The sequence below is a fragment of the Rhodoglobus sp. GW821-FHT12B09 genome, from assembly GCF_058809925.1.
On record NZ_JBXATB010000004.1, the window covers coordinates 132,086 to 147,975 of the forward strand.

General features: G+C 70.9%; 17 protein-coding genes and 1 pseudogene. 10 read left to right on the plus strand and 8 right to left on the minus strand.

The features are described from left to right. Positions 1–140: 140 nt before the first annotated feature. Positions 141–353, minus strand: a complete 213-nt coding sequence (locus AC1RTC_RS10065; protein WP_493155395.1) for an acyl-CoA carboxylase subunit epsilon — start codon at positions 351–353, stop codon at positions 141–143. Then, positions 350–1,948: an acyl-CoA carboxylase subunit beta gene (locus AC1RTC_RS10070; protein WP_493155396.1), complete on the minus strand. Its 1,599-nt coding sequence runs from the start codon at positions 1,946–1,948 to the stop codon at positions 350–352. Before AC1RTC_RS10070 ends, AC1RTC_RS10065 begins: the two co-directional genes overlap by 4 nt. 61 nt (positions 1,949–2,009) lie before the next feature. On the opposite strand from AC1RTC_RS10070, the gene AC1RTC_RS10075 reads away from it, so the two are divergent. The 3 genes from AC1RTC_RS10075 to AC1RTC_RS10085 are packed head-to-tail and all read left to right on the plus strand — an operon-like array spanning position 2,010 to position 4,530. Further along, positions 2,010–2,771, plus strand: coding sequence for a biotin--[acetyl-CoA-carboxylase] ligase (locus AC1RTC_RS10075; protein WP_493155397.1), 762 nt, complete (start codon positions 2,010–2,012; stop codon positions 2,769–2,771). Further along, positions 2,768–3,232: a PH domain-containing protein gene (locus AC1RTC_RS10080; RefSeq protein ID WP_493155398.1), complete on the plus strand. Its 465-nt coding sequence runs from the start codon at positions 2,768–2,770 to the stop codon at positions 3,230–3,232. Before AC1RTC_RS10075 ends, AC1RTC_RS10080 begins: the two co-directional genes overlap by 4 nt. Next, positions 3,229–4,530: a UDP-glucose dehydrogenase family protein gene (locus AC1RTC_RS10085; RefSeq protein ID WP_493155399.1), complete on the plus strand. Its 1,302-nt coding sequence runs from the start codon at positions 3,229–3,231 to the stop codon at positions 4,528–4,530. The genes AC1RTC_RS10080 and AC1RTC_RS10085 overlap by 4 nt, the downstream gene beginning before the upstream one ends. On the opposite strand, the gene AC1RTC_RS10090 is transcribed toward AC1RTC_RS10085, so the two are convergent. Further along, positions 4,429–4,992, minus strand: coding sequence for a GtrA family protein (locus AC1RTC_RS10090; RefSeq protein WP_493155400.1), 564 nt, complete (start codon positions 4,990–4,992; stop codon positions 4,429–4,431). The two genes, AC1RTC_RS10085 and AC1RTC_RS10090, sit on opposite strands and share 102 nt — an antisense overlap. Before the next feature lie 61 nt (positions 4,993–5,053). Between AC1RTC_RS10090 and AC1RTC_RS10095 the strand changes: the two genes are divergently transcribed. From AC1RTC_RS10095 to AC1RTC_RS10105, 3 genes are read left to right on the plus strand one after another with little or no spacing between them, the layout of a single operon-like run. Continuing rightward, entirely contained in the window at positions 5,054–6,160 is a 1,107-nt protein-coding gene (locus tag AC1RTC_RS10095) for a 5-(carboxyamino)imidazole ribonucleotide synthase (RefSeq protein WP_493155401.1), read from the plus strand. Positions 6,161–6,203: 43 nt separating this feature from the next. Continuing rightward, positions 6,204–6,671, plus strand: coding sequence for a 5-(carboxyamino)imidazole ribonucleotide mutase (gene purE / locus AC1RTC_RS10100; protein ID WP_493155578.1), 468 nt, complete (start codon positions 6,204–6,206; stop codon positions 6,669–6,671). Continuing rightward, the gene (locus tag AC1RTC_RS10105; RefSeq protein WP_493155402.1) at positions 6,668–8,035 is read left to right on the plus strand and encodes an LCP family protein; all 1,368 of its coding nucleotides are present in this window, start codon (positions 6,668–6,670) and stop codon (positions 8,033–8,035) included. Before purE ends, AC1RTC_RS10105 begins: the two co-directional genes overlap by 4 nt. A gap of 84 nt (positions 8,036–8,119) precedes the next feature. On the opposite strand, the gene AC1RTC_RS10110 is transcribed toward AC1RTC_RS10105, so the two are convergent. From AC1RTC_RS10110 to AC1RTC_RS10130, 5 genes and pseudogenes are all read right to left on the minus strand, one after another. Beyond that, positions 8,120–8,737: a glycosyltransferase family 4 protein gene (locus AC1RTC_RS10110; protein WP_493155579.1), complete on the minus strand. Its 618-nt coding sequence runs from the start codon at positions 8,735–8,737 to the stop codon at positions 8,120–8,122. After that, positions 8,714–9,250, minus strand: a pseudogene (locus AC1RTC_RS10115) (glycosyltransferase); the annotation flags it as partial. The gene AC1RTC_RS10110 and the pseudogene AC1RTC_RS10115, both read right to left, overlap by 24 nt. After that, complete coding sequence (rfbD, locus tag AC1RTC_RS10120; protein WP_493155403.1) at positions 9,247–10,116, minus strand: dTDP-4-dehydrorhamnose reductase; 870 nt, start codon at positions 10,114–10,116, stop codon at positions 9,247–9,249. The pseudogene AC1RTC_RS10115 and the gene rfbD, both read right to left, overlap by 4 nt. Beyond that, positions 10,113–11,096: a dTDP-glucose 4,6-dehydratase gene (rfbB, locus tag AC1RTC_RS10125; RefSeq protein WP_493155404.1), complete on the minus strand. Its 984-nt coding sequence runs from the start codon at positions 11,094–11,096 to the stop codon at positions 10,113–10,115. The genes rfbD and rfbB overlap by 4 nt, the downstream gene beginning before the upstream one ends. A gap of 7 nt (positions 11,097–11,103) precedes the next feature. After that, positions 11,104–12,039: a glycosyltransferase gene (locus AC1RTC_RS10130; RefSeq protein ID WP_493155405.1), complete on the minus strand. Its 936-nt coding sequence runs from the start codon at positions 12,037–12,039 to the stop codon at positions 11,104–11,106. Positions 12,040–12,063: 24 nt separating this feature from the next. On the opposite strand from AC1RTC_RS10130, the gene AC1RTC_RS10135 reads away from it, so the two are divergent. From AC1RTC_RS10135 to AC1RTC_RS10150, 4 genes are read left to right on the plus strand one after another with little or no spacing between them, the layout of a single operon-like run. Beyond that, positions 12,064–13,023 (plus strand): glycosyltransferase family 2 protein, encoded by a 960-nt coding sequence (locus tag AC1RTC_RS10135; RefSeq protein ID WP_493155406.1) that lies wholly within the window; start codon positions 12,064–12,066, stop codon positions 13,021–13,023. Positions 13,024–13,047: 24 nt separating this feature from the next. After that, complete coding sequence (locus tag AC1RTC_RS10140; protein ID WP_493155407.1) at positions 13,048–13,650, plus strand: dTDP-4-dehydrorhamnose 3,5-epimerase family protein; 603 nt, start codon at positions 13,048–13,050, stop codon at positions 13,648–13,650. Between the two features lies 1 nt (position 13,651). Beyond that, a complete protein-coding gene (rfbA, locus tag AC1RTC_RS10145) occupies positions 13,652–14,521 on the plus strand; it encodes a glucose-1-phosphate thymidylyltransferase RfbA (RefSeq protein ID WP_493155408.1) in 870 nt (289 codons plus the stop codon). Further along, positions 14,518–15,873 carry a glycosyltransferase family 4 protein gene (locus tag AC1RTC_RS10150; RefSeq protein WP_493155409.1) on the plus strand — a complete coding sequence of 452 codons (1,356 nt, stop codon included), beginning with the start codon at positions 14,518–14,520 and terminating at the stop codon, positions 15,871–15,873. Before rfbA ends, AC1RTC_RS10150 begins: the two co-directional genes overlap by 4 nt. Positions 15,874–15,890 lie beyond the last annotated feature (17 nt).

Sequence of the window (15,890 nt, forward strand, 5' to 3'; positions counted from 1 at the left end):
GGGCCATATCGCCCGTCCGACGGGGGTAGAACGGTCTGTTTCAGTCGTTCAAGCTGCGGAATTCGTTGTCTCGGGATGCCCAATCTAGGCGAACCGCAGGAAACCCCCGTTCGGGGGGTGCTTTTCCCCAATCGCGGGGATCAGCCCGAAAAACTCCGCCACGCACCGGGGCCGGGCGTCAGGGGAGTGCGCAGCTGCCGCTGGCTCCGCTGCCACGCCGAGACGCCGGGGCCGCCCTCGGCCCCGAGCTCGTCGGCCAGCTCGGCCAGTGCCTGGGAGACCACGACGGTGACCGCGGCGATGTCCTCGGGGGTCGCCGACGGGGAGATGACGCGGATGTCGGGGTCGCTCACAGCGGGATGTTCCCGTGCTTCTTGGGCGGCAGCGACGCGCGCTTGGTGCGCAGCGCGCGCAGCGCCTTGATGACAGCGACGCGCGTGGCGGCCGGCTCGATGATGCCGTCCAGCTCCCCGCGCTCGGCGGCGAGGAACGGGGATGCCACGTTGTACGTGTACTCGTTGGCGAGTCGGGTGCGCACCGCCGCCACATCCTCGCCGGCGGCCTCCGCAGCCTTGATCTCCCCGCGGTACAGGATGTTGACGGCGCCCTGGCCGCCCATGACGGCGATCTCGGCGGTCGGCCACGCGTAGTTGAGGTCGGCGCCCATCTGCTTGGAGCCCATGACGATGTACGCGCCGCCGTAGGCCTTGCGGGTGATGACGGTGACGAGGGGCACGGTGGCCTCGGCGTAGGCGTAGAGCAGCTTGGCGCCGCGGCGGATGACGCCGGTCCACTCTTGGTCGGTGCCGGGGAGGTAGCCGGGCACGTCGACGAGGGTGAGGATCGGGATGTTGAACGCGTCGCAGAAGCGGAGGAAGCGCGCCGCCTTCTCACCGGCCTCGATGTTGAGCGTGCCGGCCATCGCGTTCGGCTGGTTGGCGATGACGCCGACTGTGCGGCCCTCCACGCGGCCGAAGCCCACGACGATGTTGGGCGCGTAGAGCGGCTGGGTCTCGAGGAAGTCGCCGTTGTCGACGATGTGCTCGATGACGGTCTTGACGTCGTACGGCTGGTTGGGGCTGTCGGGGACGATGCTGTTGAGCTTGCGGTCCTCGTCCGTGATCTCGAGCTCGACCTCGCTCTCGTACACGGGCAGCTCGGCGAGGTTGTTGTCCGGCAGGAAGCCGATGAGGGTCCGCGCGTAGTCGAGCGCGTCATCCTCGTCGCTGGCCAGGTAGTGCGCGACGCCGGAGATCTTGTTGTGGGTGAGCGCGCCGCCCAGCTCCTCCATGCCGACGTCCTCGCCGGTGACGGTCTTGATCACGTCGGGGCCGGTGACGAACATCTGCGACGTCTTGTCGACCATGATCACGAAGTCGGTGAGCGCGGGGGAGTACACGGCGCCACCGGCGGCCGGGCCCATCACGATCGAGATCTGCGGGATGACGCCCGAGGCCTGGGTGTTGCGGCGGAAGATCTCGCCGTACTTGCCGAGGGCGACTACGCCCTCCTGGATGCGAGCGCCGCCCGAGTCGAGCATGCCGATGATGGGCACGCCGGTCTTGAGGGCGTGGTCCATGACCTTGATGATCTTCTCGCCGGCGACCTCGCCGAGGGAGCCGCCGAAGATCGTGAAATCCTGCGAGTACACCGCGACCTGGCGCCCGTGGATGGTGCCGAGCCCGGTGACGACCGCGTCGCCGTAAGGGCGGTTCTTCTCCATGCCGAACGCGTGCGTGCGGTGGCGCACGAACTCGTCGAGCTCGACGAACGAGCCGTGGTCGAGCAGCTGCTCGATGCGCTCGCGGGCGGTCTTCTTCCCCTTCGCGTGCTGCTTCTCGATGGCGGCCTCGCCACTGGCCGTGACGGCCTCGTGGTAGCGCACCTTCAGGTCCGCGATGCGGCCAGCGGTCGTCGACAGGTCGGGGGCGTGGGTTTCGTCGGTCACGCTGTCACTTTACCCACCCCGCCTCCCGCACGACTTTGGGGGAAGGTACAAAGATGGGGGCATGAGCCTTCCCCTCAGCAGCGCCATCGCCACCCGCCTCGACGTGCTCGACGAGGCGGGCTCCACGAACGCCGTGCTGGTCGAGCGGGCGCGGGCGGGCGGCGAGCCCGAGTTCTCGGTGGTCGTCACGACCAACCAGACCGCGGGCCGGGGCAGGCTCGGCCGTACCTGGACGGCCCCGCCCGGCAAGACGATCGCCGTCTCCGTGCTGCTCTCCCCGCCGGACCGGCTCGGCTGGCTGCCGCTGCTGGCCGGCCTCGCGATGACGAGGGCGGTGCGCTCCCTGGTCGACGGCCACGCCGTGACGCTGAAATGGCCGAACGACGTGCAGGTCGACGGGCTGAAGGTCTCGGGCCTCCTCGCCGAGCTCGTGCCGGGCGCGGGCGTCGTGATCGGCGCGGGCCTCAACCTCACCATGGAGGAGTCCGAGCTGCCGACCCCGGTCTCCACGTCCCTCACCCTCGTGGGCGCCCCCGCGGACGGCCTCGTGGACCGGGCGCTCGCCGCCTACCTCGGCCAGCTGAAGGAGCTCTACGACGGGATGCTCGGGGGCAGCGACATCCGGGCGCTCGTCGAGGCGGAGTGCAGCACGATCGGCCGCGGCGTGCGCGTGGAGCTGCCGGGCGGCGACGAGCTGTTCGGCACCGCGACAGGTATCGACGCCGAGGGCCGGCTCGTCGTCCAGCCGCTCGACGAGAACGGGCGCAGAGCCGAGCCGCGCGCGGTCGCGGCGGGCGACGTCACGCACCTGAGGTACCAGTGACCGAGACCGTGGTCGCCCGGCTCCGCCCGCACGCACGGGCGCTGTTCTGGCCCACGGTGCTGCTGCTCGTCGTGGCGGCGGGCGTCGGCTTCCTCTCGGGAACGTTCCGTGAACAGTGGCAGAACACCGTGCTGCTCTCGGTGGCGGGGGCCGTGGCACTCGTGGGCTGGCTCGCGCCCCTGCTGCGGTGGGCCTCGCGCAACTACACGATCACGACCCGGCGGGTGGTCGTGGCATCCGGGATCCTCGCGCGCACGCGCCACGAGGTGCTGCTGAGCCGCATCGAGGCCGTGAGCGTGGAGCGGCGCGGTCTGCAGGCCGTGTTCCGCAGCGGGGACGTGGCCGTGGCGGAGGACGTGGTGCTGCGGGACGTGCCGGCCGCCGGGCTCGTGCAGGCGGCCATCCACGACCTCGTCGAGGGCACCGAGCCGTCATTCGGGTCAGATAGGGTGCACGCGTGAAAATCTCCGTGATCGGGTGCGGCTACCTCGGTGCCGTGCATGCCGCCGCCATGGCGGATCTGGGCCACGAGGTGGTCGGCGTGGACGTCGACCCCGCGAAGATCGCGCAGCTCTCCTCGGGGGTCGCGCCGTTCTTCGAGCCCGGGCTCAGCGACATCCTCGCCTCGTCGCTCGCGACCGGGCGCCTGCGCTTCACCACCGACATCGCCGAGGTGCGGGGTGCGGCAGTGCACTTCGTCGCCGTCGGCACGCCCCAGCTCGGCGACAGCTACGCGGCGGACCTGCGGTATGTGGATGCCGCCGTCGCCGCGGTCCTCCCGCACCTGCAGCCGGGCGACCTGGTGGCGGGCAAGAGCACGGTGCCGGTGGGGACCGCCGCACGGCTCGCCGACCTCGTCGAGGGAGCCGGCGGCCGCCTCGCCTGGAACCCGGAGTTCCTGCGCGAGGGCTTCGCCGTGAAGGACACGCTCTCGCCCGACCGGCTCGTGTACGGCGTCCGACCGGGCGATGACGCCTCCGTCGCTGCGCTCAACGAGCTCTACGCGGCGACGATCTCCCGCGGCACCCCCGTGGTCGTCACCGACTTCGCGACCGCCGAGCTCGTGAAGGTCGCGGCGAACGCGTTCCTCGCGACGAAGATCTCGTTCATCAACGCCATGGCGGAGGTCGCGGAGGCGACCGGGGCCGACGTGACCCAGCTCGCCGACGCGATCGGCTACGACGCGCGCATCGGGCGGCGGTTCCTCAACGCGGGCCTCGGCTTCGGCGGCGGGTGCCTGCCGAAGGACATCCGCGGGTTCATGGCCCGCGCGGAGGAGCTCGGCGTCGACCAGGCGCTCGGCTTCCTGCGGGAGGTCGACTCGATCAACCTGCGCCGCCGCGAGCGCATGGTGGACCTCGCGCGGGAGGTGCTCGGCGGCGAGCTCGAGGGCAAGCGCATCGCGGTGCTCGGCCTCGCGTTCAAGCCGGACTCGGACGACGTCCGCGACTCCCCGGCGCTCGACGTGGCGGCCCGGCTGGCCGAGCTCGGCGCGATCGTGCGCGCGACGGACCCGGAGGCGATCGAGACATCCCGCCGGATCCGCCCGACGCTCGACTACGTCGCGAGCCCGGAAGAGGCGGCGGAGGGCGCGGATGCCGTGCTCCTGCTCACCGAGTGGGCGCAGTACCGCGAACTGGACCCGGTACAGCTCGGGTCAGTCGTGGGCACCCGCGCGATCGTCGACGGCAGGAACTGCCTCGACCCGGTCGCCTGGCGCAGCGCCGGCTGGCAGTACCGCGCCCTCGGCAGGCCGTAGCGGCCCCACCCCGTCATCGGCGGGCCTCAACGGCATCGACCGGCTGGGGTGGAACACCCACGACCGGTAGAACGCGAAGCGGAAGACCGTGCCGAGCCCGAGGCCGATCACGTTGCCCGAGATGTTGTCGGCGAGCACGCTCGTGAACCCCAGGGCGTAGTGCGAGATCCACAGGCACGCGAGCGTGATGAGCATGCCGCCGAGGCTCACGATCACGAACTCGACGCCCTCCCGCACGACCTGGTCGCGCTTCGTCGCGCCGAATGTCCAGTACCGGTTGCCCACGTAGTTGGCGGCGATGGCGAGGCAGGTGGAAATGACCTTCGCGATGAAGGGGCCCTCGTGGATGTTCGAGGGCTCGAGCACCGTCGCGCGCAGGAGGTTGAAGACGCCCACGTCGATCACGAAGCCGATGATGCCGACGACGCCGAAGCGCGCGAGCTGGGACATCAGCAGGCGCATGGCGTTCCCCCGGGGTGCGACAGAATGGAGTGGTCGGTGCAGTGTAACTGAGGAGAACTGAGTGTCCCTGACAGTAGGTGTCATCGGCGGCGGCCAGCTCGCGCGGATGATGGTCCCCCCGGCGATCGAGCTCGGGCTGGGCATCCGGGTGCTCGCCGAAAACGAAGGAGAATCGGCCGGGATCGCCGTCACGCAGCTCGGCGACTACCGCAGCGTTGACGATGTCCTGCGTTTTGCGGAGGGCGTGGACGTCGTCACATTCGACCACGAGCACGTTCCGCAGGCGGTGCTGCGCGCGCTCGTGGCCTCCGGTGCTGCAGTGCATCCCGGGCCCGACGCGCTGCTCTTCGCGCAGGACAAGCTGCGCATGCGCGAGCGGCTCACCGCGCTCGGCCTTCCCGTGCCGGAGTGGGCCGCCGTGTCGTCCATCGCCGATCTCGACGCCTTCATCGCCGCCCACGGCGGGCGGGCCGTCGTGAAGACCGCGCGCGGCGGCTACGACGGCAAGGGCGTGCGCGTCGTGTCGTCCGGTGCCGAGGTCGCGGAATGGTTCGACGACGACGACCCGCTGCTCGTCGAGGAGCTCGTCGAGTTCCGGCGGGAGCTGTCGCAGATGCTCGCGCGGCGCCCGAGCGGCGAGATCGCCCTCTGGCCGCTCGTGGAGTCGATCCAGCGCGGGGGAGTGTGCGTCGAGGTCATCGCGCCGGCCCCCGGCGCCTCGAGCCGGCTGCGCGAGGTCGCCGCCGAGGTCGCGACCGCCATCGCCGCCGAGCTCGGCGTGACGGGCGCGCTCGCGGTCGAGCTCTTCGAGACGACGGACGAGCGCATCCTCATCAACGAGCTCGCGATGCGGCCCCACAACAGCGGGCACTGGACTATCGACGGCTCCGCCACGAGCCAGTTCGAGCAGCACCTTCGCGCGGTCCTGGACCTGCCGCTCGGCCCGACCGGCGCCCGAGAGCCGTGGAGCGTCATGGTCAACGTCCTGGGTGGCACGAGCGAGAACCGCTACCCCGCCGCGCTCGCTGACCAGCCCGCGGCGAAGTACCACTTCTACGGCAAGGAGCCGCGCCCCGGCCGCAAGGTCGGGCACGTCACGGCGGGCGGCGACGAGCTCGAAGAGGTCGTGTTCCGGGCGCGTGCCGCAGCGGCGTTCTTTGAGGATTGACACCTACGCTTATCGGGTGACCGAACCACTAGTAGCCGTCGTCATGGGCTCCGACTCCGACTGGAGCGTGATGGCCGACGCGTCCGCCGCCCTCACGGAGTTCGGGATCGCGCACGAGGTGCAGGTGGTCTCGGCGCACCGCACCCCCGAGCGGATGATCGCCTTCGGCAAGGAGGCGGCGGGCCGCGGCATCCGGGTCATCATCGCCGGTGCCGGCGGCGCCGCGCACCTGCCGGGCATGCTCGCCTCCGTGACCACGCTCCCCGTGATCGGAGTGCCCGTGCCGCTGGCGAAGCTCGACGGGCTCGACTCACTGCTCTCCATCGTGCAGATGCCGGCGGGCATCCCGGTCGCGACCGTCTCCATCGGCGGCGCGCGCAACGCAGGACTTCTCGCGGCCCGCATCCTGGCGTCGGGGGATGCGGCCCTGACGGAGAAGCTCGCGGAGTTCGCGCGGTCGCTCGAGGCCCTCGTGGTGGAGAAGAACGCCGCCCTCAACCGCTCGCTATGACGGCCACGAGCCCCGTCCGCTACCCGGACCTGCGCAACCCGAGCGTCATGACGCGGCGGGCGTGGGTGCTCGTGCTGCTGAACGTGCTCATCCCGGGCTCGCCCCAGCTCATCGCCGGCAACCGGAAGCTCGGCCGGTTCGCGGTCACCACGACGTTCATCCTGTGGGCGGTGGTGATCGTCGCAGTCGGGATGTACTTCCTGGTGCGGCCCACGTTCATCACCTTCGCCACGAACTACTTCGCGCTGTGGATCGCCCAGGCCGCGATCCTGTTCTACGCCGTGCTGTGGATCATCCTGTCGATCGACACCGTCCGCCTCATCCGCCTGGTCAGGGTCGCGCCGAAGGCCCGTGCGGCGGTGGCGGGGCTCGCGGTCGTCGCCCTCGTCGCCGTGGGCGGCACGGCCGCGTACGGCGTCATGGTGGCCGGGGTCACCCGCGACACGGTGGGCGATGTCTTCGCCGGGCAGACCGTGGTGCCGCCCGTTGACGGCCGCTACAACTTCATGCTCCTGGGCGGCGACGCCGGCCCCGACCGCGACGGCCTGCGGCCGGACAGCATCTCGGTCGTGAGCGTCGAGGCCGACACCGGCAAGGCGACGATCATCGGCATCCCGCGCAACATGGAGTACGTGCCGTTCGTCGAGGGCTCGCCCATGCTGGCCGAGTACCCGAACGGCTACGGCACCGACGGCTGCGACGTCGATGTGTGCCTCATCAACTCGATCTACACCGAGGTCGAGCTCGACCACCCCGACCTCTACCCCGACGCCGTGAAGAACGGCAGCAACCCGGGCATCGAGGGCATGCGGGATGCGGTCGAGGGCCTGTTGGGCATCACGATCCAGTACTACGTGCTCATCGACATGCAGGGGTTCGCCGACCTGATCGACGCCCTCGGCGGCATCACGATCACCGTGGCGGATCGCCTGCCGATCACCGACGAGGTCGACGAGAACGGCCAGCCCTACGACCCGGACACGACGTGGATCGAGCCCGGTGTGCAGCTCATGGACGGCCCGAAGGCGCTCGCCTACGCGCGGATTCGAGCCGGCACCACGGATTACGCGCGCATGGAGCGCCAGCGCCAGGTGCAGGAGGCGATCCTGCAGCAGTTCGAGCCGGCGAACATCCTCACGAAGTTCCAGTCGGTGGCGCAGGCCGGCGCGCAGGTGGTCAGCACCGACATCCCGCAGGCAGTGCTCGGCCAGTTCGTCGACCTCGCGGGCAAATCGCGCAGCCAGGAGATCGCGACCCTGGAGCTCGTCCCGCCGGACGTGGACCCCGAGGACCCCGATTTCGACTACGTCCTGCAGCTCGTGTCAGAGGCGCTCACGATCACGCCGCCGGACCCGAAGGGCTAGCGGCCGACAGGCCGGTTGAGTAGGCCGCCCGCGGCCGTATCGAAACCGTCTCGATACGCGCGCCAGAGCGCGCTACTCAACCCGCTACAGGTCGGCGTGCAGCTGCCAGACCTTCTCGGCCGAGCTGCGCCAGCTGAATGCCTTGGCGCGGTCCGAGCCCGAGTACGCGAGCCGCTCGGCGAGGGCGGGGTCGCCCAGCACGGAGTTGATGCCGTCCGCGAGGCGCTCCGGGTAGCCCTCGTCGTCGCCGCGCTCGACGACGACTCCGGCGTCGACGGCGAGCTCGAGCAGGGCGGGCGCGTCGGAGTGGACGACCGGCGTTCCCAGCGCGAAGGCCTCGAGCACGGGCATCCCAAAGCCCTCTTCGAGGTTCGGGTAGGCGAAGACGGCGGCGCGGTCGACGGCGACGGCGAGGTCCTCGTCCGTGAGGGTGCCGAGCCCGCGGACGCGCGAGGAGTCGAGGCCGGCGGCCGCGACCGCGGCCGCGAGGGCCGCGTCGTCCGGGTCGGGGCCGACAATGAGCAGGGGCACGCCGCCGGAGACGCGCGGCATGCCGGCGACGAGCTGGTCGATGCCCTTGCGCGGCTCGAGCCCGCCGATGGCGAGCACGTAGCTGTCGGGCAGGCCGAGGCGCTCGGCGCGCTCCTGGGCGTCGACGGGGACGTCGAGGGCGGTGCTCGCCGCGCCGCTGATCACGCGCACGCGGTCGCCCAGGTCGATGATCTCCCCGAGCTGGCCGGCCACGGCGTGGCTGGGCACGACGATCGCGTCGGCGTAGCGCTGCGCTCGCTTGAGCATGGACCGCTGCCAGGAGACCGTGCGGGGGCTGAGGGAGTCGGGGCGGGACCACGCGACCGTGTCGTGCACGGTCACGGCGATCTGGTCGCCGTCGTTGAGGCGGTCGTGGCGGGCGAGCGGCGCGAGCAGGCTCGTCGCGTGCACCATGCCCTTGCCCGGCAGGCGCGTGAAGCCGTGCTGCCAGGCCGCCTGCAGCTCGCGGCGGGCGAGGGTGCTCTTGTGCAGGGCGCGCAGCCCGGGCAGGCGCTCCTCGATCGCGATGTAGTCGGGCTCCGGGGATGCCGCGACCACGGCCTCCACGTAGCAGCCCCGCGGGGCCGTGGCGATGAGCTCGCGCACGAGCTCCTCGGTGTACCGCCCGACGCTCCCGGGCGCTGAGACGAGCATCTCGTCCATGATGACGCGGAGAGTGGTCATTGTGCTTCCAGGGCTCCCGAACTGAATGCCGCGGCCAGCGCCTCCCGCCAGTCCCGCAGCGGCTCGATCCCCGCCGCGAGCCACGCATCGTGGCCGAGGACGGAGTAGGAGGGGCGCGGAGCCGGGCGGACGAAGTGTGCGCTGTCGGTCGGCTTGACCCTATCAGGATCGTGCCCGCCGAGCTCGAACACTGCGCGGGCGAACTCGAACCAGCTCGCCTGCCCGGAGCTCGTTCCGTGGTAGATGCCGGCGGGCGCGTCCGCGTCGGCCATCCGCACGATCTGCCGGGCGAGGTCCATGGTCCAGGTGGGCTGGCCGATCTGGTCCGTCACGACGTCGACGGTCTCGCGCTCCGCCGCAAGGCGCAGCATGGTCCTGGGGAAGCTGGGGCCGTGCTCGCCGTAGAGGTACGCAGTGCGCAGGATGCGCGTGCCCGCCGGGTCCGCCTCGAGGGCGAGCACCTCGCCCCGGGCCTTGGTGCGCCCGTAGGCGGACTGCGGATCGCGCGGCGCATCCTCGGGGTACGGCGCCGTGGCGCGCCCGTCGAAGACGTAGTCGGTGGAGAGCTGCACGAGCGCGGCGCCGTGGGCCGCGGTCGCGCGCGCGAGGTTCTGGGCGCCGAGGGTGTTCACCGCGTGGGCGTCCTGCTCGTGGGTCTCAGCGTCGTCCACCCTCGTGTAGGCGGAGGCGTTGACGACCACGTCGAAGCCCTCGACAGCGGCGAGGACGGCGCCCGGGTCGGTGACATCGAGCTCGGCGCGGGTGAGGCCCGTGGCATCCCGGTCGCCCAGCACCGCCATGAGGTCGGTGCCGAGCATGCCGCCCGCACCCGTGACGAGCCAGCGCTTCTCAGGTGCGCGGGTCACAGGGCGGCGCGCGCCTTGAGCGGCTCCCACCACGCGCGGTTGTCGCGGTACCACTGCACGACGTCGGCGAGACCCTGCTCGAACGGCACGAGCGGCTCGTAGCCGAGCTCGGCCCGGATCTTGGAGATGTCGACGCTGTAGCGCAGGTCGTGGCCCAGCCGATCCTGCACGCGGTCGACGTAGGACCAGTCCTTGCCGGTCGCGTCGAGGAGCAGCTGCGTGAGCTCCTTGTTGGTGAGCTCGGTGCCGCCGCCGATGTTGTAGATCTCGCCGGCGCGGCCGTTCACGAGCACCATCGCGATGCCGCGCGTGTGGTCGTCCACGTGCAGCCAGTCGCGGATGTTGTTCCCCTCGCCGTAGAGCGGCACGTGCTTGTCGTCGATGAGGTTCGTGACGAAGAGCGGGATGACCTTCTCCGGGAAGTGGTACGGGCCGTAGTTGTTCGAGCACCGGGTGATCGAGAGGTTGAGGCCGTGCGTGCGGAAGTAGCTCCGTGCGAGCAGGTCGCTGCCGGCCTTCGACGCGGAGTAGGGGGAGTTGGGCTCCAGTGGGCGCGACTCGTCCCACGAGCCCTCGGCGATCGAGCCGTACACCTCGTCGGTGCTCACGTGCACGAAGCGCTTCAGGTCGTGGCGCAGGGCGGCGTCGAGCAGCCGCTGCGTGCCCAGCACGTTGGTCTCGACGAAGATGCCGGAGTCGCGCACCGAGCGGTCGACGTGCGACTCGGCGGCGAAGTGCACGACGGCGTCGACCGTCGGCAGAAGGGCGTCAAGCAGCTCGGCGTCGCGGATGTCGCCGTGCACGAAGGAGTACCGCGTGCTTGATGCCACCGGCGCGAGGTTCTCGGGGTTGCCCGAGTAGGTCAGGGCGTCGAGAACGACGACCTCGGCGCCCTCGAGCCCCGGGTACGCGTCCTCGAGGGTGCGGCGTACGAAGTTCGAGCCGATGAAGCCGGCCCCGCCGGTCACGAGAATTCTCATTGGTTCCTCACCACACGCCGATCGCGATCAAAAGTCCAATTATCCTCCGGTCGCGCGGGCGGCGGCGCATCTGCTCCGAGCGGCGGGCGAGCGCCCAGCGGGCCCGGATGCCCCGGCCCTCGAGCAGGGCGAGCATGCCCTCCAGCCCCGGCCGGGTCTCCGCAGGCGCGACCTTGAGCGCCGCCCGGGCGTGGACGATAGCCTGCTGGCGGTGCCAGTGCTCGCGGATGAGCTTCAGGCGCGCGAGCGCCGAGCCGACGCCGGTGTTCGAGCCCATGACGTTGTCGTCGTGCTGCCGGTAGTCGAGCGTCGGGGTGCCGTCGATGTGCCAGGACAGGTTGGCGCCGCGGGCGAGCGCATAGATGAGGGAGTCGTGGAAGTCGGCGGTGCGCGCGGGGGAGTCGTCGTCGGCGAGCTGCGCGGCGACGAGGGCGGCGAGGCGAGGCGTGAGCACGAACGTCGAGCCCGGGCCGGGGCTCTCTGTGAGGTAGTCGAACTCGCGCTGGGGGTAGTCCTTCTTGATGAGAGTGCGGACGCCGGCGGGCGTGAAGGCAGTGATGCTGCCCGAGACCCCGTCGTGGCCGCCCTCGCGCAGCAGGCGCACGTGCCGCTCGAGCTTGCCCGGCAGCCAGACGTCGTCCTGGTCGCTGAACGCGAGGTAGCCGTCCGCCGGAGGGGAGACCAGCTGAGCGAGCCGGTAGAAATTCGGTGCGGAGCCGCCGGAGGGCCCCATCGACGGCAGCACCGTCACACGGGGGTCGCCCGCTGCCTGATCGAGGAGCCACTCGCGCGTGCCGTCGGTCGACTCGTCGTCGAGGGCGACGACGCGGACGCGCACGCCCTCCTGGCTGAGAATGCTCGCGAGCTGCTCGGGGAGCCAGCGGCGCCCGTTGTAGGTCGCGAGGAGCACGACCACCTCAGGCAGCTCGGGGGCGGGGGGCATGGTCAGCAATTGTAGCCTTGACGCATGTCCGCCCCCTCGATCTCCGTCGCGCTCTGCACGCACAACGGCGGGCGGTATGTGCGCGAGCAGGTCGAGAGCATCCTGCGGCAGACGGTTCCGGTGAGCGAGATCGTCCTGTCGGACGACGCGTCGACGGATGACACGGTCGCGATCGTCGAGGCGGCGGTGGCGGGCTCGGGCGTGAGTCTCGTCGTGCTCCGCAACTCCCCGGCACTCGGCGTCGTCGCGAACTTCGAGCAGGCGGCCTCCGCGTGCACCGGCGAGCTCATCGCCCTGTGCGATCAGGACGACGTCTGGCACCCCGACAAGCTCGAGCGCATCGTCGCCGCCTTCGGGGAGGGCACCCTGCTCGTGCACTCGGACGCCGCGCTCGTGGACGGACAGCTGCAGCGGCTCCCGTCTACCCTGCTCGAGAGCCTCGAGGCCACCGCCGCCGAACGGCGCGAGCTCGCGGACGGCCGCAGCTACGACACCTTCCTGCGCCGCAACCTCGTGACCGGCGCGACGGCCGTGCTCCGCCGCGAGCTGCTCGAGCCGGCGCGGCCGTTCCCGCCGTCCTGGGTGCACGACGAGTGGCTGGCGATCATCGCCGCCGCGGTCGCCCGCACCGCCCTCGTGGACGCGGAGCTCATCGACTACCGGCAGCACGGCGGCAACCAGATCGGGGCGAGCAAGCCCACGCTCCGGTACAAGATCGGCAAGCTGCTCGAGCCGCGCACCGGCCGCAATGACATCCTCGTCGACCGCGCGACCGCGCTCGTGGGGCGCATCGAGGTGGTGGCGCCGGCCCGCGCCGACTCGGCGCGGCGCAAGCTCGCGCACGAGAAGTTCCGCCGCAGTCTCCCGCGCGTGCGCGTGCTGCGGGTGCTCCCCGTGCTCGGTGCCGTGCTCGGCGGCCGCTACGCGCGCTATAGCAGGGGCATCCCGGACGCCGTGCGCGACGTCGTCCAGCCCGACCGCTGAGCCCCGCACGTTAGGATCGAGGCCGTGCAGATTCGAGAGCTGGCCATCGCCGACGCGTGGGAGATCACCCCGGTGCCGTGGCCGGACGACCGGGGGCTGTTCCTCGAATCCTTCCGGTACGACACCCTCGAGCAGGCGACCGGGCGGCCGTTCGCGCTCAAGCAGGGGAACACCTCTGTCTCGCGGCGCGGAGTGGTCCGCGGCATCCACTTCGCCGACACCCCTCCCGGCCAGGCCAAGTACGTCTCGGTCGCGCACGGCGCCGGCATCGACTTCGTGATCGACATCCGCGTCGGCTCGCCCACGTTCGGCCAGTGGGACTCGGTGGTGCTCGACTCCCAGACCCGCCGCTCCGTGTTCATCTCCGAGGGGCTCGGGCACGCCTTCGTCGCCCTCACTGACGACGCCACCCTCACGTACCTGGTGAGCTCGACCTACAACCCCGCGGCCGAGCACGACCTCACCCCGCTCGACCCGGAGATCGGCCTCGTGTTCCCGGCCGAGCTGGGCGAGCCCGTGCTCTCGGCGAAGGACCTCGCGGCGCCGACCCTGGCCGAGCTGCTCGCGGCGGGCGCCCTGCCCGACTACGCAGCTCTCACGGCGTTCTACGCGGAAGGCGCGGTCTGACATGCGCGGAATCATCCTCGCCGGCGGCAGCGGCACACGGCTGTGGCCCATCACCAAGGGCATCTCGAAGCAGCTCATGCCCATTTACGACAAGCCGATGATCTACTACCCCCTCTCGACGCTCATGAGCGCGGGCATCCGGGAGATCCTGATCATCACGACGCCCGACGACCAGGAGTCCTTCCGCCGTCTGCTCGGTGACGGCAGCGAGCTCGGCATCTCACTTCAGTACGCGGTGCAGCCCTCGCCCGACGGGCTCGCGCAGGCCTTCCTCATCGGCGAGGAGTTCATCGGCGGGGAGAAGGTCGCCCTCGTGCTCGGCGACAACATCTTCCACGGCGCGGGCCTCGGGTCGAGTCTGAGCAGCCACGCCGACATCGACGGCGCCCTGATCTTCGCGTACCACGTGAGCAACCCGCGGGCCTACGGCGTCGTCGAGTTCGATGCTGACCTCCGCGCCGTGTCCATCGAGGAGAAGCCCGAGCAGCCCAAGAGCAACTTCGCCGTTCCCGGCCTCTACTTCTACGACAACTCGGTAGTCGAGATCGCGAAGACGATCACCCCGAGCGCGCGGGGCGAGCTCGAGATCTCCACGGTCAACGAGCACTACCTCGACCGCGGCGCACTGAGGGTCGATGTGCTCGACCGGGGCACCGCGTGGCTTGACACCGGCACGTTCGTCTCGATGGTGCAGGCGAGCGAGTTCGTGCGGGTGATCGAGGACCGCCAGGGCTACAAGATCGGGTGCATCGAGGAGCTCGCCTGGCGCGCCGGCTGGATCGACGACGCGCAGCTGGCCGCGCTCGCGCAGCCGCTGCTCAAGAGCGGATACGGGGAGTACCTGGCGCGGCTGCTCGCGGAGAAGCAGTGACGAAGGTCCTCGTCATCACGGGCGACCCGGTCGGCCCGCGCATGGCGGGACCCGCGATCCGGGCCTGGAACATGGCGTCGGTGCTCACCGCCGACGGCAACGAGGTCGCCCTCCTGACCACGACCCTCCTCGAGCCGGTGGAGGCTCCGTTCGCGCTGCACCGCGTGGTACCCGGGGATGACGAGGCGTTCGCCGCGCTCGAGGCGTGGGCGGACGTGATCGTGTTCCAGGGCCACGCGATGGCCCAGTTCGACGCGCTGCGCCGCACCGAGAAGGTCGTGGTCGCCGACATCTACGACCCCATGCACCTGGAGATGCTCGAGCAGGGTCGCGAGCTCGGGCCCGCGACGTGGAACCTGCGCGTCACCACGGCCACCGCCGTGCTCAACGAGCAGCTCGCGCTCGCGGACTTCTTCCTGTGCGCGTCCGAGCGGCAGCGGCTGTTCTACCTCGGCCAGCTCACCACCCTCGGCCGCGTGAACCCGGCCACCTACGAGAACGACCCGCACCTGTCGCAGCTCATCGCCGTCGCGCCGTTCGGGCTCTCCGCCGAGCGGCCCGTGCACGAGGCGGAGGTCGTCAAGGGCGTCCGGGACGGCATCACCGCCGACGACAAGCTGCTCATCTGGGGCGGCGGGCTGTACAACTGGTTCGACCCGCTCTCGCTCATCCGCGCGGTCGCGGGGGTATCCGCGCGCCGCGACGGGGTGAAGCTGTTCTTCCTGGGCACGAGGCATCCCGGAGTCGACGAGATGGGGATCGTGCGCGAGTCGTTCGACCTCGCCCGCGAGCTCGGCGCGCTCGACCGGTCCGTGTTCTTCAACGAGACCTGGGTGCAGTACGACCAGCGCCAGAACTACCTGCTCGAGGCCGACGCCGGCGTGAGCACCCACATGTCGCACATCGAGACGACCTTCGCGTTCCGCACGCGCATCCTCGACTACCTCTGGGCGGGCCTGCCCATGGTCGTCACCGACGGCGACAGCTTCGCCGAGCTCGTGGAGGCCGAGGGGCTCGGCGTCGTCGTGCCCGCACAGGACGTCGCCGCCCTCGAGGCCGCGATCGAGCGCGTGCTCTTTGACGAGGACTTCGCTCGGATGACGCGCGCCAACGTCGAGCGCGTGCGCGAGCAGTTCGCGTGGGAGCGGGCGCTCGCGCCGCTCGTCGAGTTCGTGCGCGCCCCGCACCGGGCCGCGGACCACGCGACCGGACGCGCCAGCCGCTCGGCCGGCGGCAAGCGCCGCAAGCCCTACGGAGCCGCCCACGACGCCCGCATGTTCTGGCACTACCTCCGCGCCGAGGGACCCGCGAAGGCCATCGCACGGGTTGCCTCGCGGCTGCGCCGCAGCTGACTCCCGGTAGGCTGGAG